The organism is Spirosoma flavum (genome assembly GCF_042686045.1).
GTDB classification, from domain to species: Bacteria; Bacteroidota; Bacteroidia; order Cytophagales; family Spirosomataceae; genus Spirosoma; species Spirosoma flavum.
In genome coordinates, this window is sequence record NZ_JBHUOM010000012.1 from 157,558 (window position 1) to 182,740 (window position 25,183).

Below are 25,183 nucleotides of genomic sequence, written 5' to 3' on the forward strand. Positions count from 1 at the left end.
GTAGCAGCAGCCCAAAAACTAAATCTGGCTATACGATTGGCAACCGTGTTGATCGGTGTCCCGCTTCCTGCTTACCTTTGGCTAATGCCGCGTCAAATGAAAGGCCAATTTCTTTCATCAACTGGTTTGCCCGTTCCAGCACCAGAAAGGCAGCATGGCCTGACACACTTCGGGATCAATGCCAAGGGCTGTGAGAAGTATCCAGCCGCCGATTCCCAGAATTATTTCCTGCTGAATAGAAGCTTTGACTCACACCCTTGCGCCCACATTTGGACAGGAACGTTCGGGACAAGCGGCCCCGGCGCGATCTGCCGGGGCTGTTCTGGACATTAGAATTCGGCTTCAGAAATCAATTAATCTGTATGCCGAAAATGGTATTACGGTGCAGTACACCCATCCAAAACTAGCTTCTAACAACCGGCTATACATCGGGACAAGCTACGTTAGCTCCCGACTGGGAATTGCCTTTCACTCGAACGCCATCAAGCAGGATAATTACCTGCTCTCAGCATCGTATTACTTTCGGCCGAAATGGTTGATTCAGCCGGTATATCGAAGGCAATACCAAGCCCAACGCCTAAACAGGCGAAGAAGCCCGTTATTATTGCCTGTCACGGCTATTCGGCCACCACCTTTAGTGGGATGAATTCCGTAGCTAGTCCAACAGCCGGACTGATTTTTACCTGTCGCAGGTGCTGCTGGGCGGACATGGGCGAAGTTACGATGAGTTCAAGGCATCGACCTGGCACGACTGGCAGGCGGCTAGTATGGATGAGTACAGACAGTTGAAAAAGTCTGGTTATTAAAATAGTAGCTTGCTAAGTTCCTCGACGAGTGGCGCCTTACTGCTGGAGCTGGTAGCCTCGGGTTATTTCGCCAACCATATCAAACCAAGGAACCTGCTGCTGGTCGATCCCATCGTGATTTCCTCCGATAAATCCCTGTCGCTGATTGGGGCGCTGGGACCGATGCTGGACTATATTGAAACGAAACTGTCGGCGGCTGAGGATAAAGTCTATTACCACTTTCGGCCCCAGGAAACCCTGCAACAACTCCAGACCTTGCTGACGGTGGTTCGTCAGGATTTGGAGAAAGGCATAGTGTTACCTTCGGCCTGTGCGCTGAAAGTCTACAAATCAAAAATGACCCAACGGACGATCCGGTCAGCGCGGTGTTGATCTATCAGGGCACCAAAACCGTCGACGGAAAGCCGGTGAACATCGAGTTGATCGACTCTGACCTACACGTGTATACGCGACTGAAACTCCGGGACTCGGTTACGGCTAAAGACCAGCAAAACCAGACGGTCACGTTTACCAATATTGTTAGCCAGGCAGTTTGCTGATAAGGTTAATGTGGAAATAGCGGACACACTGGAGCGGGGCCATGTCGCTATAAAGAACGAGGAAGAGCCTTTTTTTACGGTATGTAAATTTTTAGAAACCATGCGGAAATACCTCGTTCCGACTCAAAATGCTGAACTACTAAACTGAACAGTTTTATTGAACGAGAAAAGACTGTTTTCGTCCCCTTTCTTCTTACTTACCTATCGTCCATTTAAAGGTCCCATTCTAATTAGAGTAGTTTGCTCCAATTTTTACTATTTGTCAAATTCTATCAATCGCATACGGTCTTATCATATACTGATTTTTGCAACAGCTACTGCGTTTATATAAAGGGAAGCCCCTGAATCACGGTGCAGACGGCCCTTTTAAGCTAATCATTATATGTTACCTTTAATTGTTAAGGGTAACATTTTCTAGTTTTACGTAGTTTAGCTTCTACTACCATCTCTACCAATCTATTCAAATGGAATACTGTATTGTTTACCTTAGTTCGTCGAAAGGTTTATTCTCTGAAGAGCAATTAGCTCGTATCCTGCAACAAAGCCGACAAAACAATCGGGCTGTGGGCATTACGGGCATTTTACTGTACTTCAATGGCTGCATCATTCAGGTGTTAGAAGGAGCGGAAGAGCGCGTCAAAGCCTTGTATAAGGTTATTAGTCAAGACTCCCAACATACCCAAGTAATTTCCTTGTACAGTTATCCGATTGAAAAACGCACCTTTTCGGACTGGTCAATGGGCTATACAACCATAACATCCAGTGAGTTCAACCATTTGAAGGATCAGCTCCCATTCATTTATGATCCAGCTTCGTCGATATTGCAGAAGGACAATGTTATTCTGTCTCTAGTAGAGCAGTTTTACCTGAATAATCGTGGGAACTAAAGCTTATTGATCGTTAAGTGAATTGGTAGTAATGTAAACAGTAGGAACGTATTAAGAGCTCGTCGCACTTGTATAAATGCAATTATGTCAGGTGGTGATGAGAGAATCAAGACTTTAATCCCATAATTGGTTCGCAGCTGTCAGGATGATCGGTTGCTTATCGGTAACGATGATAGTTTGTTCATGCTGTACAGCAAAACTGCCCTTTGCGATTAGTGTCCAACCATCCCCCTTCTCTTGAGCATAAGTGGCTCTGGTCGATAAAAACGTCTCAATAGCCACAACCGAGTTCGTTCGGAAACGCGTTTTATTGGACCGATCATAATAACACAGAATCTCAAGCGGTTCTTCATGTAAGCTCCGGCCTATTCCGTGCCCAGCCAGATTCTTGATGACTTGATAGCCGCTTCGCTTGGCTTCGGTTTCAATTAAGCGCCCAATCTGGGCTATTTGTACCCCCCCTCGGATATGACTAATGGCTTTGGCCAGGATTCGCTTCGAGGTTTCTACCAAGCCACTATGCTGATGAATATCTTGCCCTAAGACGAAAGATCCACCATTGTCTGACCAATAGCCGTTCAGTTCGGCTGATACATCAATATTAACTAAATCCCCTTCTTGGAGAAGCCGTTTGGCAGAAGGAATGCCGTGACAGACTTCTTCATTTAAACTAATACAGGTCCAACCCGGAAATCCATAGGTGAGCTTAGGGGCCGATCGGGCCCCGTGCTGTTCCAGCAGTTGTCGCCCATATTGATCTAATTCAAAAGTCGACATCCCTGGTCGGGCATATTGTTGCATGCGCTTAAGGGTTGAGCCAACAATTTGGCTAATCTGCTGCATACCTATCAAGTCCTCCTCAGATTTCAATGACATAGCTTTGTCGTTCTAGTTGTATAGTCACCATCATGTAAAGTACTACACAATGTATGACAAAGATAGGCTCTGGCATACATAATGTACGCCAGAGCCTTCGATCACAAAATGAGATGGAAAAGGCAAACATCCCGTTCGAAAAGTCTCGACCCAGCTCAACAGAGTGAACGATTAAACTGAACAGGTTTAATGGAGAAAAAAGGGCTTATTTTAGGCTACCTCCCTCCTACTGGGTTATTATTCATTTAGACGTCCAAATTATTTCCGGACAAAACACGTAACTTTTACCATTTATCAAACCCATATTGACTCGACTACCTAACACTATTTCTGATAAATCATCTCCTGTTTTAAGGCGACACAAAACTCCATAATCCAGGTGCCTGCTACGTCTACGTAAAGAATATTTGGTTTATTTTCTTTGGTGATTGTCGTCTCAGCGATCCATTCCATCATTTTGCCGGGTAGGTATCGGCTACCCATAAGCGCAAGCTCACGGATGGACTTATTCTTCTTTATCGTATTGGCCAGCAAAATAAACCCGTCTACCAGCGGATTGGCATTTTCAGTTCGGAAATCATTGCAGATAAATACGGCTTCCTGACCAGCTTCCGTTAGTTGCCAGTTAAGACGAACCAAATCATTGGGGTGTACAATTCCATTTGGTCGGGTAAAGAAATCTTCTTGGGTCGCTTGCTCTAATCCAGTTGGGGACGTACTTTTCATGTACTGAATATGACCCTTTGGGTCTACCCAAAATAGATAAAGTTGATTGTTTCCAGCCTGCAATACCGGCGCAAACGCCGATAAAGTCCCCTTGATGGTGTAGGGTCTCTGCCAAAGAACTGTATCCTGATTTTGGGTCAAGTAACTGACATGAATCAACCCGACAGTCCCCGTATCTTTTTAGGCGCTAACGGATTGATGATCAAACGAGAAAAGACCAGGCGCATCATCGGACAAAGCTGCGGGTAAAATCCGTTGCGGCCTGGTAAATGCCAGATGCTGCGCCATTAATTGTCCAAAATAGCACATGGTACTCAGCATTAACACCACTAATTTTAGCCTATCAGCTAGTATATTTTCTTTTATGGATCTAACCTCAACCTACTAAAATAGCCTGTTCAAAATTGAAACAATGCCAATTATTTTTTATAATCACTTAAAAGTTAATCACATGGTTTTTTTGATAAACTAGCGTCAATGAAAACTAGACTTGTAGCCAGTATTTTCCTTTGTTTGGTCACCGTGTGTCAAGCACAGGCACAGGACGCCAATTACTGGCAAGCCAATTACGGTCCCGGCGGTTACCTGACGCCCGGTGCAGTGGTCGCCTATGATAACAATCAAGGATTTTTCTATGTCAATCCGGCCCTGATGGCCATCAATCCCAAAACGTCAGTTTCTCTTTCGGCGAATGTGTATCAAGCCGATTTATTGACCATAAAAGATGGGGTAGGCAGCGGCAAAAACCTGCAGGGAATCAGTTTTAAAATTAATCCCCAGATGATCAGTGGGACAATTGCCTTTAAAGAAAACAGAACCATTGCCCTAGGGTATGCACTGCTCCACAATCCGGTGCTAAACTACCAGACAACACAGCGGCAGGATAAGCAGATGCCCGTGTTAGCCGATAGTTATAGCCCAGGTGATGAGTATTACGTAGGTCAATACGCGGCCCACAATCGCATAAGCCAGACGACGGCAGCGGGTGCCATCGGTGTAAAACTAAGTAGTCGATGGTCAATAGGCCTCACGGCGGAGGGGCAAATTCGCACCCAGGATTTCTACGAACAATATAGTTCAAGGGCGCTGGTGAATACTCCCGATGCCAGTGTGCTGTTTCCGCCATTAATAAATGTAGAATCCTCCTATCAGGCTGTATACTGGCATGTTGGCCTACGAATTAAAGGGGGCATTTCCTACGATGCAGGCGCTCATCATATTGGCTTGGTCCTATCTTCGCCCATGCTATCGCTAAAAGGACGCGCTGTTGTGACCAGCGACCTGGTCGTGTCCAATCTGCATGTTCCTGACACCAGTATCGAAACGAATCTGCTGGCCAATGGTCGCCAGACAAACCTACCCGTCACGTACAAAATGCCCCTGAGCATAGCCGCCGGCTACGCGGTTGATTTTGAAAAATTACAGCTTTATCTAGCCGGTGAGTACTTCCTTACCGTACCGGCTTACAATCTAATTACACCCGGCAGTGGCTCCTTCATCAGGCCCGATACGGGTTCTAACCGGCTGGAAACTACAGAGCTCCTCCAGCTAAAGGAAAGCCGTAAAGGCGTGCTGAATGTAGCCGTCGGCAGTCGTTATTTTATTAATCCCGCCGTTTCCCTGATTGGCTCGTTGCGTACCGATTTCAGCTATAATACGGAGGATAAAACGGGGGAGTATAAGGGCCAAGTACCTAATATCAACCGCTGGAATAATTATCACGCTCAACTGGGGGGTACTTTTAAACGACGAAAATTTAACCTACGCGCCGGGCTGCTGTTAACCTATGGCCAAACGGCTACTTACCAGCAACCCGTCAATTTTGATAATCCGACGGAATCAAGCCTGATGCTGGGTGAGGTGAAACCAGTGAAAGCTTCTTTTTTCTCCACGGGTTTATTACTGGCTTATATTCACAACCTGTAAAGGCAACATTCGGACTGCAACTCCTCACTGTGGTTCGTTGGTATTCAGCGGGTTGATAGATTCGTTCACCCGTAGCTCGGGCCGTTGCATCGGGCTTTGGGTGGGTCGCTCATCACCCAGCAGCACCCCCCACTGAGCAAACATGGTTGTCCGTTCGAAGATCAGTTTGAGAATCGCAATAACGGGCAGGGATAAAAACATACCGGCAATGCCCGCCAGGTGGCCCCCAATGACAACCCCGACGATGCTACTAAACGCGTTGATCTTTACTTTGGATCCCACCACGCGAGGTCGCAGAATATTCTGATCCAGAAAATGAACGACCACCACCACACCAATGAGTTCGACAATTGGCAGTAAATCCGGTGACGAAGCCAAAATAATCAGCACGCAGATGAGCGTACCGGCAAAAATGCCGACGTACGGAATCAGGTTTAGAAAAGCCAGTATGATGCCCAGAAGCAGTGCATGAGGCACGCCCAAAATCTCTAAGGCACCCCCCAGAATGACAACGATAAACGCAATCTGAATTAACAAACCGATTAGGTAGCTTTTGATGATTGTTTCGGTTTCCCGAAGGGCTTCCTCGACCTGATCATGATGAGCCACGGGAAACCACAAAAAGACAAACCGAAGAAGTAGGTTTTTGTAAAACAGCAGTAAAAACACGTAAATGGGCAGCAAGCCCAACAAAACAAAAACGGAGGAAATGGACACTAATGCGCCACTGAGCATTGCTCCGGCGGAGTTGAGTAGCTTGGCGCTCTGCTGGTGAAAAAACTGACCCTGCTGTTGGGTGGAATACTGAGTGCGCTCACTCAGCCAGTTACTGACCTGCTTTGAATGAAGCAGGATGGTTTGCTTGATGTGCGGGAAATCGGATAGGAGCTTACTGATCTGGGCCGAGAAAAACCAGACTACACCAACGCCGGTTACAATCATCAACCCGATTGACAACAGGATAGCCACGGATTCAGGCAGTTTTCGCTTTAACAAAAACCGGTAAACGGGCAGCAGAATAATAGTCATGAAAAAGGCTATCAACAAGGGCATAATTACCGCTTTACCCACCAAAATGAGCGTGGCCAACAAAAACAGACCCAGTAACTCAATCGACCGTTTGACCGTAAGGGGCATTGGATACATAGTGGTTTATTAGTTTAGATAGATGTAAACGGACGGTTTTATTGGCTAGAAAAGGGTGATGTCGTCAGTACTGTAAACCTAAATTCAACCCGTAGCCTGATCTATTTATTCAACAAAATAGTGTCGGGCAATCCAGGAAATATTGTAGCCTAACAAGACAAAGACTAAACCTGCATGGTACCGTTCGTTTCGCCACTTTACGGCTAATAGACACAGGACAATATGAATACCGATGCGGATGGGGTACTCGGGTCCCAAATTCTTAAAATAGATTGACCCTTTAATCATCGTATCCACCACATCCATCAGAAATGTGGTTGCCAGAATACTGAAAAACCATGGTCGCCGGGCGTAGTAGTAGTCCTTAAACCCCTCATAGTCGGATAGGTCTTCCGGGAAGAGTAACGAACAGAGCAGGTAGTAGAGAACAATGTAAAAAATCACGCCCACGTAGGACAAAAACGTCCATTGCGTCAGTTCATGCAGGCGGTACTCCCACCACCAGAAATAAATGATGGCTAAGAATATATACACCACCCACATCAGATGCACCCAATAGGGTCTGCTTCGGGTCGGATGCACGATTAACTTGGCTACTCCCCGTAGCAGCTGGGCAACACTCAGGCTTAGAATAAAGCCCATGATCATCCGTATGTGCGTAAATTCGTTCATGGGGAAATCGTTGTTTGCGGCCTACAAGTTCTGATTAGAAGCCATTACTCTTCGATGGGAAGTGAATGCTGCTGGCTTAGTTTTAGGTAATTGGCATGGTACTTCTTGTTTCCTTTTACGCCCACACTGACCAGCACACCACTCATAATGGATTTGATCCAGTAGCCGAAAATGAATTTCTTCTGATCACGGTCGTAGAAAATGCGAGCCATTTGCTGATTCTTTTTGCGTAGCACTTTGCCAACGATGAAATTTTCGAAGCGGATCAGTATTGACTTCCGGGTCGTGTCAGCATGACCCAGCAGGCGAAGTTTTAAACCGCTATAGAAGAACCGCATGTTGCCCACGGATGCGTATTTATTGCCCGCCATCCGGGCGGTCATCGGCTCCAGATACCCATCGTCCAGATCGGCAGTCGCCATTGGATTCGTGATTGGGGTTAGCTCGGTCATGTGGAAATCCGACGTGTTCAGCCCCATCCGAAAGCCTGACAGTGAATCGCCGTAGGACTCCCGGTAGTGCAGTTGTTTGATATGTAAACCTAACAGTTTGGTGCTGGCCAACAGCGTTAAACTATCAGCGGCATGATTGGGTCGGTTAGTAATAATTTTTAGGGTGCCATTGATTTCTTTGAGGGGAATCGTACCAACCCGATTGGTCAGTTTTGACGTTTCGTGGTAGTTCACCTGGCTGTTGATGACGCTAATTGAATCCACCCGAAATGGTACCTTGATACCGGCTAGCAACCGGGTCGGCATGGGTTTGTTGGGTAGCTGGGCGGGATCAGGCAACCGCTTATCCCGCGACACATCCGTGTTAATATGATCCAGAAGAATGTGCGTAATGGCAATGGTTGAATCATGATACCAGCGGTAGGTTTTAATGCCGCTTAGTTGGGCTTTTCTGCCGTGCACCATGATATAATCGCCCTGTAGCTGAGAAGGACCCATAGCATCCTCTTTACTTTTTGTTGGATAGATACTAAAGTTGTCCAGTTCCAACTGAGACGATTTGTGCGTCCACACTACCTTTTCAGCCTCCAGATGGGTAGTGGTGCTTTTAAAATTCAAGCCCTGAATCGCTACGTTGGCGTGGTCTACCCAAGTCGTCCAGGGTATTTTCGTGCCCGCTGTCCAGCGAAAATCCGGTAGATCGACGTTACCGGTAATACCGTTCACCCGAAGATCAACGGGTGTTTTATGTTTCTTAGCCGACAGCTTGGGGTGTAGCCCGGCAACTTCCCAATCAGCCATCACGTGCGCGGCTAGCGTCGGCTTGCCGGATGGGGTCACCGACAGTTTTCCGTTGAGTAGTTGTATATTGACCGACGGCACTGTTGTTTGTAGAGTAGGCATTCCCACCGTCAGGCCCGCCGGACTCACGCGCACCGAAGCCACCGTAACGGCCTCGTTTTTTTTAGCCACTAGCGAAGCTACTTCCATATCAACCCGGGTTTGGATGCGCGTTGAATCCTGTCCTTTTTGGGCAGTATAATTCACCAGCGCTTGATTGACATGTAGCTTCGTCAGGATAAGGTTAAGCGGAATAGAAAACACGTTTGCCCGTCCAGCGGGCCTTTGTTGCGGCTCCGAAACCATCGTTAGTTCGGGTCGTTCCACCTGTACTGAACTCAGGGCTACAGCCGAAAAATCGGTAGACGAAAACGGGCCGTTGAGCACGAGTTGTGGCAATCGAATCTGAAGGGTTTGGTCCGGTTGATTATCGACGTAAGTCAGGTTGGTAAGCGTGTTATTTTGCTGGGTGTTCAGCACCAGTGTTTCGGCCGTGATCTGCTTCCCGCCGGGCTGATTGAAATAAAGTGTATTCAGTTTTCCGCTGACTTGCGCCCACCGGAAGAAGTGGGCGTCCGTAGTCAGTTTATCGACCTGGATACCTTCGCCCCCAAAACCCGCCAGCGTCTGGTTTGGTAAAGTAGCCTTCATGGCTATCCGCCCGACGTGAAGCTGACCGATTCGCAGGCGGGGTAACGGTTTTTTGGGATTTGCGCTGGCTGTTGACTTTACCGACAGGCTATCGAATTTGGTAGCCTTGGGTCTCCCTGCTACGTTTGCATCAACAGTCAGTGTGCTCATTCGGAGTTGATCAATCTGAATCGCTTTCGTTTTTTGAAACACGTCCCAGTCGAATACTTCCCAATAGAGTTTCTCGCCGGTTAGGGTAGTGCCGTTTGCTAAATCCAGACGGAGTTTACCGAGCCAGTTGTGCCGTTTTTTACCGTCGAAGGTATATTGATTCAGTCCCAGCTTCATCCCATTGGCCACTGCGTTTACCTGACCGATAGTCAGCCTGGGCATAGCGTGTTTGATATCGACCAGCGAATCGCTCAGTAGCAGCTTGTTCAGCAAAATGGTCGCATTCATATTTTTCAGGTCTACGGTTACGGGCTTGTAACCCGCCAGCGTATACTGAGCACTGGCGTCGATGATGCGAAACGTTTTCACCTGTAGCAGTTCGGCCAGTCCGTGCAGGGTTTGGTACATATCGATTTTAGTGTGCCGGGTTACGGTAGCCGTGTCGGGGCGGGTGGTGGCTGGCGTTTTTTTGGTGGCTACTATCCGGATGAATGGTCTCACCAGTTGGGCATCCGTCGCCACTAACCGTTTTCGTAGCAAGTCTTCGAGGCTGATGTTTCTGAGTCGCAGGGCCGGAGCGGTAAACGTTAGCTGGTTACCCGACGCCTGACGCGCTACCGGACCGTAGGCTACCTGGTTAAAGAGGACATCGTGGTTAAGCAGCGTGAAGGATTCAACCGCTATTTTAAACAGACTGTCTTTCGAGAAAAAGGTGATGTTTTTTAGATTCAACCGAAGGCTGTCTGTGCTCAGGGATGGCTGTTTACGGGGGTTAAAGACCAGGTTGTAAATAGTCAGGTTGGCTTTCTTAGTGCCTGCCCGGGAGGCCTTACGGGTGTGCCCAGCCAACAAAATTTCACCATCTTTTATTTGGGTGTAGCGAATCGTTACGTCATTAAACAGACTCTTTAGGTTCGAATGAATCGTTGTATCCTGGGACTGGTTTTTATTAGCCCCCAGCGGAAGCGTTAGTATGGGTCTGACGCAAATGAGCGTATCGAGAATCAGTTCGCCTTTCTGATAAACCGCCGGGAGGTGACTCGACGTAAAGAAAAATCTATCCGCTCGTAAGCTTGTTTCTCCCTGCCCCGCCGTCGCCGGTTTCTGAAACAGAATAGAGTCGATCTCGAATAACTGGGTGGCACTTGAAAAGCGAAGTCCGGTAAAACTCAGGTTATTTTTACCGTCTGATAACTGCCAGCGCTGTCGACCCAGGGCCAATTCTACGTTGTCGGAGCCAAATACGTGTTTATCGTTATTGTCTATTTTTTGAAAGTTGCGGACCGTAAACGTGACGTCGTTGATGCGGAAAGGAACCGGATTAATTCGTTTGTAAATCGTCAGCGAACCGTGTTGAATCGTAAAGGCTTTGGCATGCAGATGAGCCAGGGCTTTCTGAAGGTTTTCCAGAATCATGGCCGTTTGAAAACTCGTTTGCCGGCGGCTCGTTTCGGGTGCTTTATAGTCGTGAATAACGACCTCGGGTTTCTCCACCGAAAAGCTATCGATAGATACGCGTTTATCGACCAGTAGTTCCTGCCAGGACTCAATGGATAAATAGGCTTTGGGAATAGTAAGATTATAGTATAGGAGTACGTTCGTGGTGTCTTTGCGAGTCAGGACTAGCTCATCAATCCGAATAGTTTTGTCGAGCAGCGAAAGCCGAATGTCTTTACTGTTAACCGTATAACCGCCCTTCGTTTGTTTCTCAACGGCATATTTCAGGATGTCCTTTAAATTATGGACTAAAACGTAATAGAGTAGGCCAGCGATAACCAGCGGTATAGCGGCAACAATTAGCCCTATTTTTACCCCCTTTTTCAACGATCCGTTCATCGCTTATTCGCTTGTTAATTACTAAAAGTTTCGATCCGTCCACAAAGGACAAACGCCAAGGCTTAGTCTTCAATAAGTTAAATAAACGAATTAAAATGGTACGAACCAGTCGCCTATAAATTTTGAATGCAAGAGCGATTATGGCAGGCTATAAGTTGATTCAGATTGACCTCTGCAATTCCCCATCTGACTTGAACAAATAACGAATTGTATGCTACCAATTGAGTTGGACAGATAGTAAAAATCAGCATTACAATCATTTACTTTATGTAAATAAAATATACTTAAACTTATATAAAATAATTATTGGTAACTTTAGTAATTATCCATAAACACATGTTTCATTCAAACACGCCTGGTACAAAACAGCTTACGTTACATCAGAATAGCAGAATGTTTGTCAGGGGTAAACCACATCTACCAGCCACCAGCCCGTCTCTTGTTCCTTCTTGTAAAGAAGCCCATCCTTAGTGGGGTGCTTGTATCAACCTGATCAGGCAGTCGTGCCCGACTTAAGCCCCTTTTACATGGCCATTCGCCTGCTGGTTATCGACGATGAAGACCAAATTCGCCACCATCTGGTCGATCTTCTGACCCGGCTGGGCTTTGCCGTTACGTCTACCTTGAGTGTCCGAAGTGATGCGGCCTTGGCGAGCCAGGTAAAAAGAGCCGCCGGTTTTGCTTATCCGCGTGGGTTATCCCTTACGCCTGATTATACCCCATAGCCCGCCTACCCTAAAGCCCCGCTAACCCCGCCCAATTTGGAAAAGCTGTCACAATTCTGGTTTACTTATGCTCCCCAGGGAGTGGCCTTTCTGGAACCCATTCGCAATGGCCAACGGCAGATTACCCACTTCCGCTACCAAGCGGTTAATCCGGCCTTCGCCCAACTCTTGGGCCGAACGCCCCAGGAACTAACCGGTCAACGGGCCGGTGGATTATTGCCGACTGTTCAGGAAAGGGGTTTGTTCAAGCAATTGGTGAGGGTACTCCGGTTGGGCCAGTGCCAACAGGTGCTTGAATACGATCCTGGCCCAAACATCTGGTTACAGCTTACCCTGAGGCCCATGGTAGACCCCGAGTTGATTATGGTCATGGCCCAACCCCCTACTCAACCGCAACGGGTAACGCCGGCCCAACCGCGGGTAGTACTGGAAGGACTGGAAGGGCTCCCCCATCAACGCCCTAACGAGCTTCCCCAACAGACTAAACAACGGCAACAGCGGGTAGCTGATCATATCCGACATATCCGTCAGTTATCAACGCTACAGGAGGCAATTCTCCAACATGCCGGCCAAGCTATTCTCTCCACCGACATCAACGGGGTTATCCAAACCGCCAACCAAGCCTGTGAATCCTTACTGGACTACCCGGTCCGGGAACTCCTTGGCCGGGTGGCTCACCTAAAGCCGCAAACCGCTACTGGGTCTATCCCCGTCATTGTCTGGCTACCGGCCAAAGCGGCTCACGCACACGAGTCTTTTTTTCAACGAGTGCTGGCCGACCAGGCGTATTTGTACCAAGAGTGCATCGTCATCGGCAAACGGGGCCGGGCCGTCCCGATTCTGCTGGCGGCCAGCCGTTTGCAGGATGAGACGGGAACGCTGATCGGGTATGTGGGTATCGCCACCGATATCACCGCCCTAAAAACAGCTCAGGAGCAGGCTCATCAGCAGAACAGAGCGTTGAATACCTTCTTTGAGGGAGCTCTGGACATGCACTGTATCTCCGACGCGCTGGGAAATCTAGCAAAAATCAACGAGGCTTTTCAGGCCGGACTGGGCTATTCGGAAACCGAATTGCTGACCATCCCATTTTTACAGTTGATTCATCCCGACGAGCAGAAGTTTGTCTATCAGCAGTTACTGGTGAATATCCTTCATCAACCGGTTCGCAACCAGATCAACCAGTTCCGCAAAAAAGATGGCACCTATTGCATCGTTGAGTGGAATGCCATTGCCATTGATGGGGTGGTGTACGGATCGGCCCACGACATCACCGATCGCCAACAGAATGAAAACCAGCTACGGAACCTCAATCAACGGCTACAATTAGCCACTCAGGGCGCTGGCCAGGGTATCTTTGACGATGACCTGGAGACGGGTCGCCTGATCTGGGACGAGCGCATGTGGGCGCTGCATGGCCTGGAGCCCGACCAGACCGACTGGACCTTCAAGTCGTATCTAAACCTGGTCCATCCTGATGATCTGGCCGCTTTTCTGGATCATTCCCACGTAGGTAATCAAGGCGAACAGATTACTAATACAACCCGGATTGTTCGGCCTGACGGCTTGGTCCGCTACATCGAAACCAACGGTCTGGTGATGCGCAATCAACAGGGTCGCCCCATTCGGGCTATGGGTGTGGCCTGGGATGTGACCGAACGGAAGCTGGCCGAAGAAGCCCTGCGGGAAAGCGAACAGCGGTTTCGCGAATTTGCCGACCATGTCGATGAAGTCTTCTGGATTCACTCGGCTGATCCTTTCCGCTTACTCTACATCAACCCGGCCTACGAACGGGTCTGGAACCGCTCGGTTCAGAATCTCTACGAGGATCCCACCAGCTTTATGGCGGGCATCGTGGCAGAAGACCGTCCGGCGATGAGGGCTTTTTTTGGGGACTATATGGCGGGCAAGGAGGGACAACTAGACTACCGGCTCGAGCAAGCCGACGGGTCAAGGCGCTGGCTGTCAGTGCGCACCTTTGTCATCCGCGACGGGGCGGGCCAGGTTAGCCGGCTCTTGGGCATTGTTAATGACGTTACGGGGCAGAAAGAAAAAGAGCTCGTCTTACTGGAGTCACTACAGCGGGAGCAGGAACTCAATCAGCTCAAGTCGCAGTTCGTCTCAACAGCCTCCCATGAATTCAGAACCCCCCTGGCTACCATTCAGTCCAGTGCTGACCTCATTACGATGTATCTGGATCGACCTTCTGCCACGGCCCGCGCATCAATTGAGCATCACGTGACGGTGATTCAGAAAGAAATTGCAAAGTTTAGTACGCTGCTGTCCGACTTGCTGACCATTGGAAAAATTGAAGCGGGCAAAATAGCCTTTACGCCCCGGTGGGTAGACCTCATCGCGCTGATCGAGGAACTGATTTCCCTCCATTTTAAGGGACATCTCTTCGATGATCGTAGCGTTGCGTTGCTCATTGAGGGTACACCCCGACGGGTCTATCTGGATGACAAACTAATGAGTCATGTACTGGTCAACCTGCTCTCGAATGCCTTTAAGTTTTCCACCGGTGCTTCACCCTGCCTACGGATTGTGTTCAACGAGGCTAGCCTGGTGCTGGAAGTGATAGATACAGGTATCGGCATACCGGAGGGCGAATTATCAACCCTGTTTCAGGCATTCTTTCGGGCCAGTAATACGGCGGGCATTGCGGGTACGGGCTTAGGGTTGGTGATTGCCCGGCAGTTTGTCGAACTGCACCGGGGCCATCTGACGGTAGAGAGCGAGGAAAACAAAGGCACTACGTTCACCATTCGCTTGCCGCTGGAAGGTGACGATTCAGTCTTGGATGGGTAGCCGTATACAGTTCTTCGCGGTTCCGGCTCAGCAGACACGTAAGATGATTGGGTAGCGGACCAAGAAAGCTCTGGATGAGAAACGGCTCCAGTGGATCAATGGCGAAAATCCACACCAGCGGCAATACGTAAAGCCCGTTGCACATCTTCCCAATAATAGACACTGTCATATCCCGCCGGGCGGCCCAACGACGGACTGTGCCGTCGCGGGCCCAATCAGACAAATTGCTCTAGCTATTTTTAACGAAAAAATTAGCCTTTCTTTAAAATGTAGATAATCACTTCTGACCGGGTTACAAAGCCCATACGCTGATAAATACGGTGAGCCCGGGTGTTGTCCGCCCGGACATGGAGGTAGGGAACTTTACCTTCCGCCCGTATCTGTTGAATTTGGCTATCAATCAACCACCGGGCGTACCCTTTTCCGGTATGATCGGGATGCGTACAGACTGCACTAATCTCCACGTGAGCACCACTATCGAACCGGCGACCAGCCATGGCGATCAGATTATCTCCGGCAAAAACACCCTCATAACCACCCAAGTCAATAGTCCGGGGCAGAAAAGGACCGGGCGGGCTGAGCTGGGTTAAAGCAAGCATCTGGGGAATATCCTGTTCGGTTAAGTGGACCAGTTCGGCTCTAGGTTCCTGTTTTGGTGTTGGTCCTTCGAACAGCATCTGAAAGCCATCGATCCGGTTCACGATCACCCAAGGCGAAGGGTCAAGTTGCTGATCATTAGTAAAAATGGCAACCGGCTGATCATAGGGAATCGTATGCCATAAGACATCAAAATGCGCTCGCGTATAGTTAGCAAGGGCCACAAACGGAGCGATTTGAGGGTTATAATATTTTGCCTGCTGATTGCCCAGAGCAAATTGTTGGTTACCGGAAGTCAACGCAGACCAAACCGGATTATCGAGTGAATGGATCATATAGGTAGGATTCGATGGTACTTACAGTTGCGGCTTACTTCTCAGCTTTTCCTGTAGGCTGCTGATGGTGGCTTCCTTATTCTGCTCCAGAGCATTGAGCAGTTGAGGATTCAGCCCCGGTGGATTAAATGTCGATCCCCAAAGGCCAATTTCCATAATAACAGGTACCAGTGAAATGCCTTTCTCGGTCAGGCTGTAGACAAACTTAGATTTCTTATCGGTGGCAACTTGCTTGATCACAAAGCCATACGTCTCCAGCATACTTAACCGGTCCGCCAGGATATTGGTCGCAATCTTCTCGTCCGATCTCAGAAATTCGCCATAGGTCGATTTATTCTCCAGCATCATATCCCGTAAAATCAGTAATGACCACTTGTCACCAAAGAAATCAAGTGTAAAGCTCAGTGGGCAATCCGAGCGCGGTTTTATCTCCTAAAAACAAAAAAAATACTTGCCATTCGCAAGCAAAGTGCCCTACCACTGTTCACTTGCAATATGCAAGCAAAGTTAATGGTAAATTTAATCCAAACAAAACTATGTCATTGGAATAGGCCTTTGAGTGGCGATATACCACAAATAAGCACACATGGAGGCCCCTTATACCAAAGCGTTTTTTGCCAGTATCCAAGGCAAGCCGGCCGGTGATCCGGTAAGTACCCTTCTTCAGGCAGTATAAGCCGGGAACGAACTTGGGGTGGCTACCATACCCTGTGATGTCAGTAAAGAATCGGATATTGAACAACTGGTAGTCCGGGTCACGAGGGAGTTGTATAACTATTTTTGTGTAAAGAGATTTTCTTTATAATAGGGGTACGAGTTCGGTTAGAATTATCTTTTTATTTAACGAAATCCTCTCTTTAGCGTTTGCTGCCGAATAAAATAGTAGCCCCAAGTTGAGGCTGGCCAATTCGTTCTCTACTGGGAATAAAAAGGAAGCCGTAACTAGCTTCAATCCGAACTTGAGATAGTAGAGCCAAGTTTACCCCTGGTGTGAACATAACCGCTTGATGTCGGGTAGGATCTAAAGTGGGGTTGCCTAGTTGGTAAGCCAATTGAGCGAAGGGAGACAGGCGACTGGAAGTAAATTGATAGCGTACTAAGGGGCCTGCACTAAATTTATTATCTGTATGCAACTCTCCTATCCATTTCCGCATCATTGAGCCTGCTACTCCAATTAGTAATCGATTGGCCACATAGTATCCAGCTTGGATTTGTATAACACTCCGATTCTCAGCTAAACTACCTCGACCATAGCCATAAGTAACAGTGAGTTGCTCAGAGCCTTTTCCAAATGCTGTCCTGGAACTGCTTAAGGTGAGTTGCTGGGCGATTGTTTGCGGTGGTATTGTTACAAAAAGAAAGATTACTAAGTAGAAATAGGGTGCTGTTTTCATACTGGAAAGGAGCTATTTTTCCCAACAACGCATGTTCTTAAAGTCGAGTATATAATGTGCCATATACTCAATCTGTTTTGCTGTATTAGTGGCATTATGTTAATCCAAGACTATTCTTGAATCCACTCATCACCCTCTTTACGCCAAACTTGACGAAAAAATAGCCGATAAGAAGCCCAAGCCACTATTAAGCAAACTACCCCAAGCCATCCCTTACTTGTTATGCTAAGGGGAATATCAAGTGCTGTACATAACCAGATGAGTAGGTGGGAAACAGTCATAGCCGCTATAAAACAAAGTAAGGCTATAGCTGTCGTACGGATAAAGGCTAAGAATATTATCACAAGTGTAAGAAGTTAGAATGGGTAAGGTCAATATCTGCTTCACGGTCTATTTAATAACCAACTGTAATAATAATTCAGGAGCTGTTTTTAGGGGTACTTTACTCGCGATTGATCCTATCAATCTACGGATATTCCCTTAACATAAGGCAGGCTTTCTTCTTCCCCTTTCCAAGCGACAACTTGCCCAGTTTTCACGGCTTATATGGGGTGGTTGATCTTAGAATATACCCTCAACATACTTTTACTTATTAAACTTGGCTAAGAATAGTACAACGTTAAACTACTTACTTTTCACTCACTAGATAAACCATTCCGGCTACTAATGACAAGCTACGTATCTATTCCCGGATTTTGCACTTTATAAAGTAGGGAAAGCCAATGGTAGTTTAGAAGTAGTAGCTTATTAATTGTATCATTTGAGCTTAGCTGTTATACCTTTACCCAAAGTAAGTTTACCCAAAAACCTCTTTTATAAGTTTGTCCAGCCTTACTCTAGTACGCACACTGATGGGGGATTAGGCCCTTCCTCATGCATCAGTGAACTACTTAACCGCACCGGCGGACCGGTCCTATCAGATGCATCAACGTAAGCGAAAACCAAACTTCGACGGGTCGCCGTTGCATTGGTCTGGCTATTTACCAAAAGGTGGTAGCCAATCACGGGGGAGCGATCACGGCCCTCAGCAAGCCTGGCCATGGAGCCACCTTTCAGAGATATCTACCCGTTTAAGCGGGCTTTCTGGCTGATTCTGACAGACAAAACCAGAGCAACTGTTTACCGCAGGTTATGCTCCTTGCTTTGATAGTGCGCTCAATTTGGTCATGAGCCAAGAGACAATAAAGCCAGAATTCCCATCAACCGTAAAAGCATCCGTTGCCTTGCATCCGGATGGGAAAGGCGGTTTTCAATTGGGGGTTACTTTGGCGGTAAACATACCCGGTATTGAGAACGACAGAGCGCATCAACTGGTCGATAAAGCGCATACGGTATGCCCCTATTCCAATGCAACTCGGGGTAATATTGATTCACCAACAATTTAGGTATTCTACGTTTATTTTATCAAGATTCAGTAAGTATGGAAACTAGCAAAACCAGCACACGTCAAACGGCTTTTAGGATCGTCTTGGGGATTTTTATGACGTTTGCTGCCATTGGCCATTTTACCTTCCAACGAGCCGAGTTTCAGGCACAGGTACCCAATTGGATACCCCTCTCTAAAGACATTGTCGTTCTTTTGTCGGGCATGGTTGAACTCTCATTAGGGCTTAGCATGATTTTTTGGTCAAAACAAAAGGTCAAGGTTGGCCTGGTTCTTGGGTTGTTTTACGTGTTGGTATTTCCGGGTAACATAGCCCAATACGTAAATAGCACCGATGCATTTGGCCTTAATACAGACCAGGCCCGGCTGATTCGATTGTTTTTTCAACCGGTACTCATCGCTTGGGCCTTGTGGTCTACTGGAGCTCTTGGCTACTTAACGAAAAGAAATAATAATGGGCTAGTTCAATAAAAATAGGCTCGGTAAATAATTGACGGCCCAATTTACTGCTTTGGCAACTTTATGGCCATCCATGATTGAGCCAACTTAGCTAATGACCTCAACCGAACTCCTACTCGCGAATCAGCTTTGCTTTCCCGTCTACGCAGCGTCGCGATTAATTGTTCGGGAATACCAGCCTTTTTTGGACCGGTTAGGGATAACCTATCCCCATTATTTAGGCTTACTGGTTCTTTGGGAAACGGATGTCATTCCGATTAATGAAATCACCAAAAAATGGATTCTCAACACCAACACGGTGACCCCCTCTTAAAGCGGATGGAGACTCAAGACTTACTGGAGCGGCAGCGTTCCAAAGAAGATGAACGAAAAGTCATTATCAGACTCACCAATAAGGGAAATCAGTTACGGATGGAGGCCGCTTCCACTCCGAAAGAGCTGGAGACCAGTTTACTCTCGGACGATATGACACTTGACGAGTTGGTTGGCCTAAAAAATAAGTTGCTTATCCTGATCAATAATCTGTCTGCGAAAAGCCACATGGAGTAGCTTGTTCAGTTCACCTTGCTTCAAGAGCCGCTACTGAGCACTGTTTGACCCGTCCTGAAATCACCCGATTGTGCAGGCCCCATTGAATACCAAGAACAAGTCACTATGAACTGTAGGCAGTTGTCTGGCCACTGGCTATCCTTTTGACCACTGCTCCGGCAACCCAATGAAGCCCAAAGTCGGCATCACATTTTCGCCGACTTTGGGCTTCATTGGGTTGTTGCCTGGTCTTGCGGAGGTAAGCAAGTTCACTGTGTCGATAAAGCCGACCATCTCAGTGTTATAATTATTAATAATGGCCTGTGTAGTTGCCCGCCGGATATTCAAATAACAGTGTATTACGCGCGACTGGAACGACCAGACTTGCCTCCACTTTACAGCCTGTATAGTTTTATTGTTTCTTTGAAGAAGATTGTAGCCAATCGAGGAAGAGCCTGTATCGGGCTCTCGGCAAAATAACCTCGCTGGTTCGCTCACCGATTAAGAGAAACAGGCAGTATTTGCCTTCCTGCCAATACGTGTAGCGTTGGATAGTGTTCCGGTGGATGATCTCCTTTCGGTTAACTCGAAAAAACTGCACCGGGTCCAATTGGGTCGCTAAGTCCTCAATAGTTCCACTAAGTTGAAAGGTTCCTAGAGGGTGGAGCACATAATACCTCCTTTTTTGCGTGAAAAAATAAAGACAATCCTCAGTAAGAAGTGTCATACTACCCTTATCATTATATCCCCGAATGTTGGTCCGATAAAGTATTGGTAGCTTTTCTACGGTCATCCATTGCTGTTTATGCCTAAGCCGACTTTCAATGGCCATTATCAAATCGCGGCTCGCAACCGGTTTTGTCAGGTAATCGTCAGCCCCCGAATCCATGCCATGACGCAAGTCTGTTCGATCAGTTTTGGCCGTTAGGAAAATAAACGGTGTCCGGACTAGCGCTGGGGTTGACCGGACGATTTCCAATACCTGATACCCGTCTAATTTGGGCATCATAACGTCGCAAATAATCAAGTCGGGTGGATCAAGTACCGCCTGAGAAATGCCTTGTCGACCGTCCTCCGCCGTAACCACCTGATAACCATTAAGGGTGAGTATCTCAGCTATATTTTCTCGCAAAGAAGCCTGGTCTTCAATCAGCAGCAGTTTGGTAAGCATACGTTGTTGATTTTCACCAAACAGCCCGATCTGGATCTAACACTAATTAGTTAAAATGAATAGTATACGCTAAGGGGTAAGAGGAAGTGTAACCTTGAAGGTTGTGCCCACTCCTTCCTCCGTTTCAACATTAATACGTCCTTTTTGCAGGGTTATGTACTCGTAACAAATGGCTAGACCAAGACCCGTACCCTGAAACGTATTAGCGTTACTAGCTCTGAAAAATTTGTCGAATAAATTAGGAATGTCTTTTTTAGGTATGCCAATCCCTTCATCTATTACAAACAAATAGACAAGTGTTCGTTCAAAACTAATTTTTAACGTTGGGTTTTTAATTGAAAACTTAAAAGCATTAGACAAGAGATTGGTTAAAACATGTTCCATTATCTTTTTGTCTATATTGACCGCTACTGGACTACCCGTAACTATAAATTCTACATAACGATTATCTCCCCTGTCACCAAAATAGAATTTCACTAAATCTTCACATAGATTCACCAAATCAATTAATTGTGGATTCAAAGCGATTTGTCCTTCTTCAATTTTACTAATTGTCAGCGTATCTGATATTAGATCATTTAATAAGAATACTTTTCGATAAATTTTATCAATATGGTTATTAATTAAGGCAGTTGTAGAACCATCTATATTTACATTAATGTAATGTTTCACTAATTCCACACTTGAACTGATGGTAGCCAGTGGCGTTCTAAATTCATGCGATGCTACTGCAATAAATTGAGATTTAAGTGCATTTAGATTTCGTTCTTTTTTTAGTGATTCTTCCAGAATTAATTCTTTTTCGATAGTCGTTGTCATATCGGTGGCCACACCGATTCGACGCAATAACACACCTTCATCGGTTTTTACCCTAAATTGCCGAACACTTAAGTACCGTATGCTACCATCCTGGTGTCTGGCCCGAAAATCGAAGCTCAGATCCAGATCTTCACTAACAAAAAACTCCACTACTTTTTGCCGGTCTTCTTCCAGAATAAAGGTTAAAAATGAATATGGGTTTTCGTATAAATACTGACATTTCTGTCCACTAAATTTTTCGTAAGCCGAGTTCATATAAATAAACTTAGGCTCCTTTAAGTCTCGGATCCAAAAGATTTCGTCCACATTCTCGGCGATATCGCGAAAACGCTGTTCACTTTCTAAAAGAGCTTCTTCGGCCTTTTTACGCTCCGTAATATCCGTTAATGTGCCGGTAATCCCCGTTACAACGTTGTGTTCATCCAGCGTTAACTGAGCGAACACCTCAATCCAGCGGTACCCTCCCTCCTTGTGAATATACCGGGTAACGTGTTTATAGTACGCTTTTTGGCGGGATATCAGAATCTCACAAAGTTTCAGGTTAGACTCCCAATCTGCAGGAAACACGTAATCCAGAAACGGCTTACCCAACGCTTCACCGACACTGAAACCGGTTACCTCCTGCCAGACAGGATTTAAATAAATCAGCAGGCCGGTTGCATCGATTTGAAAGACGATCTCCTTAAGATGATTAACCAGCGATCGATACCGCTGTTCGCTTTCCTTTAGGGCCTGATCTCCTTGTTTTGTAGCCGTCTGGTCACGAATTACCCCAATTATACGATCGGTTCGTCCGAGTTCATTTTGAAGAACCAGACCGTCTGCTTTTATATGATGAACCGACTTATCGCTGGGTAATATAACTCGGTATTCAACATCAACAGGTGTTCTTTCTTTAATGGCTTGTTGTACGTGACGGTAAAGCAAGGGTAAATCGTCGGGATGAACCAGCGGCTCAAAATTCTCCATTCGGTTCCCTACGGTTTTTTGTGCCATGTCAAACAGAGTAACAAAATTCTCATCTAATTCTACTTCATTGGTGAGCAAATTCCACTCCCAAACACCCAGTTTACCCGCCATAGTCGCCAATTGACTACGCTGATTAGCCTGGATCAGCTCCTGTTCAATGGCTTTCAATTTGGATATATCCATCGCCAAATCGACAAAACCAATCAGGTTTTCCTGATCATCATAGAGCCCACTGACCGTTGACAAGACCGGTATTCGTCGTCCCTCCTTCGTTAGAAGTATATTTTCTCGTTGCAGAAAATCATTCTTCGTAACATAAGCCCCAATCATGTCCTCTCCGGTTAGAGAAGGGTCATTCAGGTTGGGTTTTAACTGATGAATTTGCTGTTGGAAAAACTCAGGTTCTCTAAGAGCCCCAGGGGTCACTTTCCCAACCAATTCGTCGGCCTTGTATCCTGTCATGATTTCAAGGGCAGGGTTGACAAGTGTAATAATGCCTTTTGTATCAGTCGCGGAAATGGCTAATCCAGCATATTTTAAGATGGCTCGCTGCATAGCAAAAAGCTCTTGAATTTCGGTAGATCGGTCTGACACCCGCTGTTCCAAATCCGAGTTGTTTTGCCGGAGTTGTTCTTCTATTTGTTTAAGATGAGTAATGTCACTTACGGTAAATAACAGCTTATCGTCCACTAGAGCCAACGAATAGTTACCCCATAATTCACCAGTTGGCAGCTTGTCCAGAAATTCGAAGTGTTGACTTTCCCCTGTTTCAGCTGTTCTTATTAATTTGTCAAATAAACCGGTTTCGAGGATATGTGGGAATAAGGTTACCAGAGATTGCCCCATCATTAATTCCTGGCTTACCCCCGTCATGGTGGCATTCACCGGATTAGTTAGCAAATAGATAAAGTCAATAACACGACTGTCTTTACGGACAGGTTGCCAGAGTGTTAATCCAACCGGAATATTATCAATGATGGCCTGTAAAAGTTCATTGCTTTTACCTAGCTGGTTGGTTTGCGTGATTAATTGCTGATTGACATCTTCCTGGAATAATAGAATCGATAACTGACCGGCAACCTCCCGAGCAATAAATACATGTTCCTCGGTAAAAAAGCTAGGCGATTTATCAAGCAGTATCAAGAGGCCAATGTATTGCTGATGAGCCAGTAATGGAATGGCCAGAAAAGATCGATGCCCCCAATCATATGGGTTAAAGTCAGGTGGAAAGCCGGTACCATCCATTAATAGATCGTGTATCAGTACCTCCCTGCCTTGCGACAGTAAGGCATGATGCAGATATTTAGCCGAAACACGAATTCCCGGCCAGTCCTCCCGTTGACCGCGTCTCATTCGACTTTCCGTGTACGCCAGTTGGCCCGCCTTGTCGATGCGAAAAACAACACCAACTTCGCAGGGAATCAAGTCATAGATGTGTTTTAAGGCCGTTTGATCCGGTTGTTCAGCCAGCAGACTGCTGTTCAGTAAAGCCTTGCTAATACGACTTAACCCTTCTAGCCGCTCGTTAGTCCGTTGTATCAGTTGTTCACGACTTATCCGATTCGTGGCCGTTATTAGTATTGCGGCAAAAGTCTTTAATAAATCAATTTCATTTTTATCCCAATCCTGTTGTTCTCGAACTGCATTAAAACCGATGTAACTAACATTTTTGCTATTGAAAACCATAGGGACTACCAGAAGGGACTGAATGTTCTGGGCCATCAGACGCTCTTTTTCCACGACCGCACTGGCCGGTAGTTCATCAAGCGATTTTAATAGAATGGGTTCCTGATTAACTAATTTCTGGCGCCACCAGGGGAAAAGGCTGGTAGACACGTTTTGAAGAACTTTCTGGAAGGAATCAATACCTTCAGCACACCACTCATGCGTACGAGTCATCAAAAGTCCATCCGTAGAGCAATTAAGAATGTAAACTCGATCAGCTCCAATATGGCTCCCGATTTTGCCCAGCGATTCTACAATATACGCATCCAGTTCAGTCGATGTTATATTAATTAATCGACTGGATATTTCCGAAATAATTGAATCAAACTGTAGCTTGCGTTGCAGGGTATTTTCATAATTTTTTCTCTGCGTGGTATTCTGCAAATAGATAGTGCACGTTTCGTTAGTTTTATTAATCGAACTCTCTATCCAATAGCCTCTTTCCTTCTCATACGATTCTATGGTGAAAGAAATTCCGGTTTCCAATACCGTATAAGCGGGGTTGAGTAGCGTCTTCAGATAAGGAATTTGATCAAAAGAAAGTGATTCCCCTTCGATCAAATTTAGATTGAATAGTGACGATACGAATGAATTATAATATGTAATTTTTAGATTTATAATAGAGCCAGTTTCTCCACTTACGGGTTGACATACAATTATTCCTACCGGTATATCCAAGAAATCGTTAATAGACAAATTGGCCTCTATAATGCCATCGCTGGCTTTTTTGGTTTTCTTTACTGGCAGCTTATAATGGCTCAT

General features: G+C 46.4%; 24 protein-coding genes and 1 pseudogene. 12 read left to right on the forward strand and 13 right to left on the reverse strand.

Features of this window, described 5'->3' with window-relative positions; all coding sequences use genetic code 11:
• Positions 1-28: 28 nt before the first annotated feature.
• On the reverse strand, positions 29-166 hold the full coding sequence (locus ACFS25_RS15425; RefSeq protein ID WP_381502620.1) for a hypothetical protein: 138 nt from the start codon (positions 164-166) through the stop codon (positions 29-31).
• 78 nt (positions 167-244) lie between these two features.
• Here ACFS25_RS15425 and ACFS25_RS15430 point away from each other — a divergent pair, with 78 nt between their 5' ends.
• From ACFS25_RS15430 to ACFS25_RS15445, 4 genes are all read left to right on the forward strand, one after another.
• Positions 245-646: a hypothetical protein gene (locus ACFS25_RS15430; protein ID WP_381502623.1), complete on the forward strand. Its 402-nt coding sequence runs from the start codon at positions 245-247 to the stop codon at positions 644-646.
• Positions 647-815: 169 nt separating this feature from the next.
• Entirely contained in the window at positions 816-1,178 is a 363-nt protein-coding gene (locus tag ACFS25_RS15435; protein ID WP_381502626.1) for a hypothetical protein, read from the forward strand.
• A complete protein-coding gene (locus ACFS25_RS15440) occupies positions 1,172-1,345 on the forward strand; it encodes a hypothetical protein (protein ID WP_381502628.1) in 174 nt (57 codons plus the stop codon). The genes ACFS25_RS15435 and ACFS25_RS15440 overlap by 7 nt, the downstream gene beginning before the upstream one ends.
• Positions 1,346-1,809: 464 nt before the next feature.
• The gene (locus tag ACFS25_RS15445; protein ID WP_381502632.1) at positions 1,810-2,232 is read left to right on the forward strand and encodes a BLUF domain-containing protein; all 423 of its coding nucleotides are present in this window, start codon (positions 1,810-1,812) and stop codon (positions 2,230-2,232) included.
• Between the two features lie 114 nt (positions 2,233-2,346).
• Here the strand turns inward: ACFS25_RS15445 and map are convergent, their stop codons facing one another.
• From map to ACFS25_RS15460, 3 genes are all read right to left on the reverse strand, one after another.
• Positions 2,347-3,108, reverse strand: a complete 762-nt coding sequence (gene map, locus ACFS25_RS15450) for a type I methionyl aminopeptidase (protein WP_381502636.1) — start codon at positions 3,106-3,108, stop codon at positions 2,347-2,349.
• 324 nt (positions 3,109-3,432) lie between these two features.
• Positions 3,433-3,975 (reverse strand): hypothetical protein, encoded by a 543-nt coding sequence (locus tag ACFS25_RS15455; protein WP_381502638.1) that lies wholly within the window; start codon positions 3,973-3,975, stop codon positions 3,433-3,435.
• Positions 3,976-4,014: 39 nt separating this feature from the next.
• Positions 4,015-4,143, reverse strand: a complete 129-nt coding sequence (locus ACFS25_RS15460; protein WP_381502641.1) for a hypothetical protein — start codon at positions 4,141-4,143, stop codon at positions 4,015-4,017.
• Between the two features lie 168 nt (positions 4,144-4,311).
• Between ACFS25_RS15460 and ACFS25_RS15465 the strand changes: the two genes are divergently transcribed.
• A complete protein-coding gene (locus tag ACFS25_RS15465) occupies positions 4,312-5,760 on the forward strand; it encodes a hypothetical protein (RefSeq protein WP_381502644.1) in 1,449 nt (482 codons plus the stop codon).
• Positions 5,761-5,784: 24 nt separating this feature from the next.
• Here the strand turns inward: ACFS25_RS15465 and ACFS25_RS15470 are convergent, their stop codons facing one another.
• From ACFS25_RS15470 to ACFS25_RS15480, 3 genes are all read right to left on the reverse strand, one after another.
• Complete coding sequence (locus tag ACFS25_RS15470) at positions 5,785-6,906, reverse strand: AI-2E family transporter (protein WP_381502647.1); 1,122 nt, start codon at positions 6,904-6,906, stop codon at positions 5,785-5,787.
• A 105-nt stretch (positions 6,907-7,011) separates the two neighbouring features.
• Positions 7,012-7,578, reverse strand: coding sequence for a hypothetical protein (locus tag ACFS25_RS15475; RefSeq protein WP_381502649.1), 567 nt, complete (start codon positions 7,576-7,578; stop codon positions 7,012-7,014).
• A 44-nt stretch (positions 7,579-7,622) separates the two neighbouring features.
• The gene (locus ACFS25_RS15480) at positions 7,623-11,507 is read right to left on the reverse strand and encodes an AsmA family protein (protein ID WP_381502652.1); all 3,885 of its coding nucleotides are present in this window, start codon (positions 11,505-11,507) and stop codon (positions 7,623-7,625) included.
• A gap of 503 nt (positions 11,508-12,010) precedes the next feature.
• Here ACFS25_RS15480 and ACFS25_RS15485 point away from each other — a divergent pair.
• Positions 12,011-12,232: a hypothetical protein gene (locus ACFS25_RS15485; RefSeq protein WP_381502655.1), complete on the forward strand. Its 222-nt coding sequence runs from the start codon at positions 12,011-12,013 to the stop codon at positions 12,230-12,232.
• Between the two features lie 36 nt (positions 12,233-12,268).
• A complete protein-coding gene (locus ACFS25_RS15490) occupies positions 12,269-15,040 on the forward strand; it encodes a sensor histidine kinase (RefSeq protein WP_381502657.1) in 2,772 nt (923 codons plus the stop codon).
• Here ACFS25_RS15490 and ACFS25_RS15495 read toward each other — a convergent pair.
• The 4 genes from ACFS25_RS15495 to ACFS25_RS15510 form a co-directional block, all read right to left on the reverse strand.
• On the reverse strand, positions 14,991-15,263 hold the full coding sequence (locus ACFS25_RS15495; protein ID WP_381502660.1) for a hypothetical protein: 273 nt from the start codon (positions 15,261-15,263) through the stop codon (positions 14,991-14,993). The genes ACFS25_RS15490 and ACFS25_RS15495 overlap by 50 nt on opposite strands.
• A 28-nt stretch (positions 15,264-15,291) precedes the next feature.
• A complete protein-coding gene (locus ACFS25_RS15500; protein WP_381502662.1) occupies positions 15,292-15,972 on the reverse strand; it encodes a GNAT family N-acetyltransferase in 681 nt (226 codons plus the stop codon).
• A 21-nt stretch (positions 15,973-15,993) separates the two neighbouring features.
• Positions 15,994-16,401 (reverse strand): winged helix-turn-helix transcriptional regulator, encoded by a 408-nt coding sequence (locus ACFS25_RS15505; protein ID WP_381503087.1) that lies wholly within the window; start codon positions 16,399-16,401, stop codon positions 15,994-15,996.
• A 428-nt stretch (positions 16,402-16,829) separates the two neighbouring features.
• On the reverse strand, positions 16,830-17,366 hold the full coding sequence (locus tag ACFS25_RS15510) for a hypothetical protein (protein WP_381502665.1): 537 nt from the start codon (positions 17,364-17,366) through the stop codon (positions 16,830-16,832).
• 924 nt (positions 17,367-18,290) lie between these two features.
• On the opposite strand from ACFS25_RS15510, the gene ACFS25_RS15515 reads away from it, so the two are divergent.
• The 5 genes and pseudogenes from ACFS25_RS15515 (at position 18,291) to ACFS25_RS15535 (ending at position 19,758) form a co-directional block, all read left to right on the forward strand.
• On the forward strand, positions 18,291-18,440 hold the full coding sequence (locus ACFS25_RS15515; RefSeq protein ID WP_381503089.1) for an ATP-binding protein: 150 nt from the start codon (positions 18,291-18,293) through the stop codon (positions 18,438-18,440).
• A 38-nt stretch (positions 18,441-18,478) separates the two neighbouring features.
• Positions 18,479-18,751, forward strand: a pseudogene (locus ACFS25_RS15520) (Ohr family peroxiredoxin); the annotation flags it as partial.
• Positions 18,752-18,786: 35 nt separating this feature from the next.
• The gene (locus ACFS25_RS15525) at positions 18,787-19,221 is read left to right on the forward strand and encodes a DoxX family protein (RefSeq protein WP_381502668.1); all 435 of its coding nucleotides are present in this window, start codon (positions 18,787-18,789) and stop codon (positions 19,219-19,221) included.
• A gap of 82 nt (positions 19,222-19,303) precedes the next feature.
• Positions 19,304-19,522, forward strand: a complete 219-nt coding sequence (locus ACFS25_RS15530; protein WP_381502671.1) for a MarR family winged helix-turn-helix transcriptional regulator — start codon at positions 19,304-19,306, stop codon at positions 19,520-19,522.
• Between the two features lie 5 nt (positions 19,523-19,527).
• The gene (locus tag ACFS25_RS15535) at positions 19,528-19,758 is read left to right on the forward strand and encodes a transcriptional regulator, SarA/Rot family (protein WP_381502675.1); all 231 of its coding nucleotides are present in this window, start codon (positions 19,528-19,530) and stop codon (positions 19,756-19,758) included.
• 391 nt (positions 19,759-20,149) lie between these two features.
• Here the strand turns inward: ACFS25_RS15535 and ACFS25_RS15540 are convergent, their stop codons facing one another.
• Both ACFS25_RS15540 and ACFS25_RS15545 read right to left on the reverse strand, forming a co-directional pair.
• A complete protein-coding gene (locus ACFS25_RS15540) occupies positions 20,150-20,908 on the reverse strand; it encodes a response regulator (protein ID WP_381502678.1) in 759 nt (252 codons plus the stop codon).
• Positions 20,909-20,977: 69 nt separating this feature from the next.
• On the reverse strand, positions 20,978-25,183 hold the full coding sequence (locus ACFS25_RS15545; protein WP_381502680.1) for a PAS domain S-box protein: 4,206 nt from the start codon (positions 25,181-25,183) through the stop codon (positions 20,978-20,980).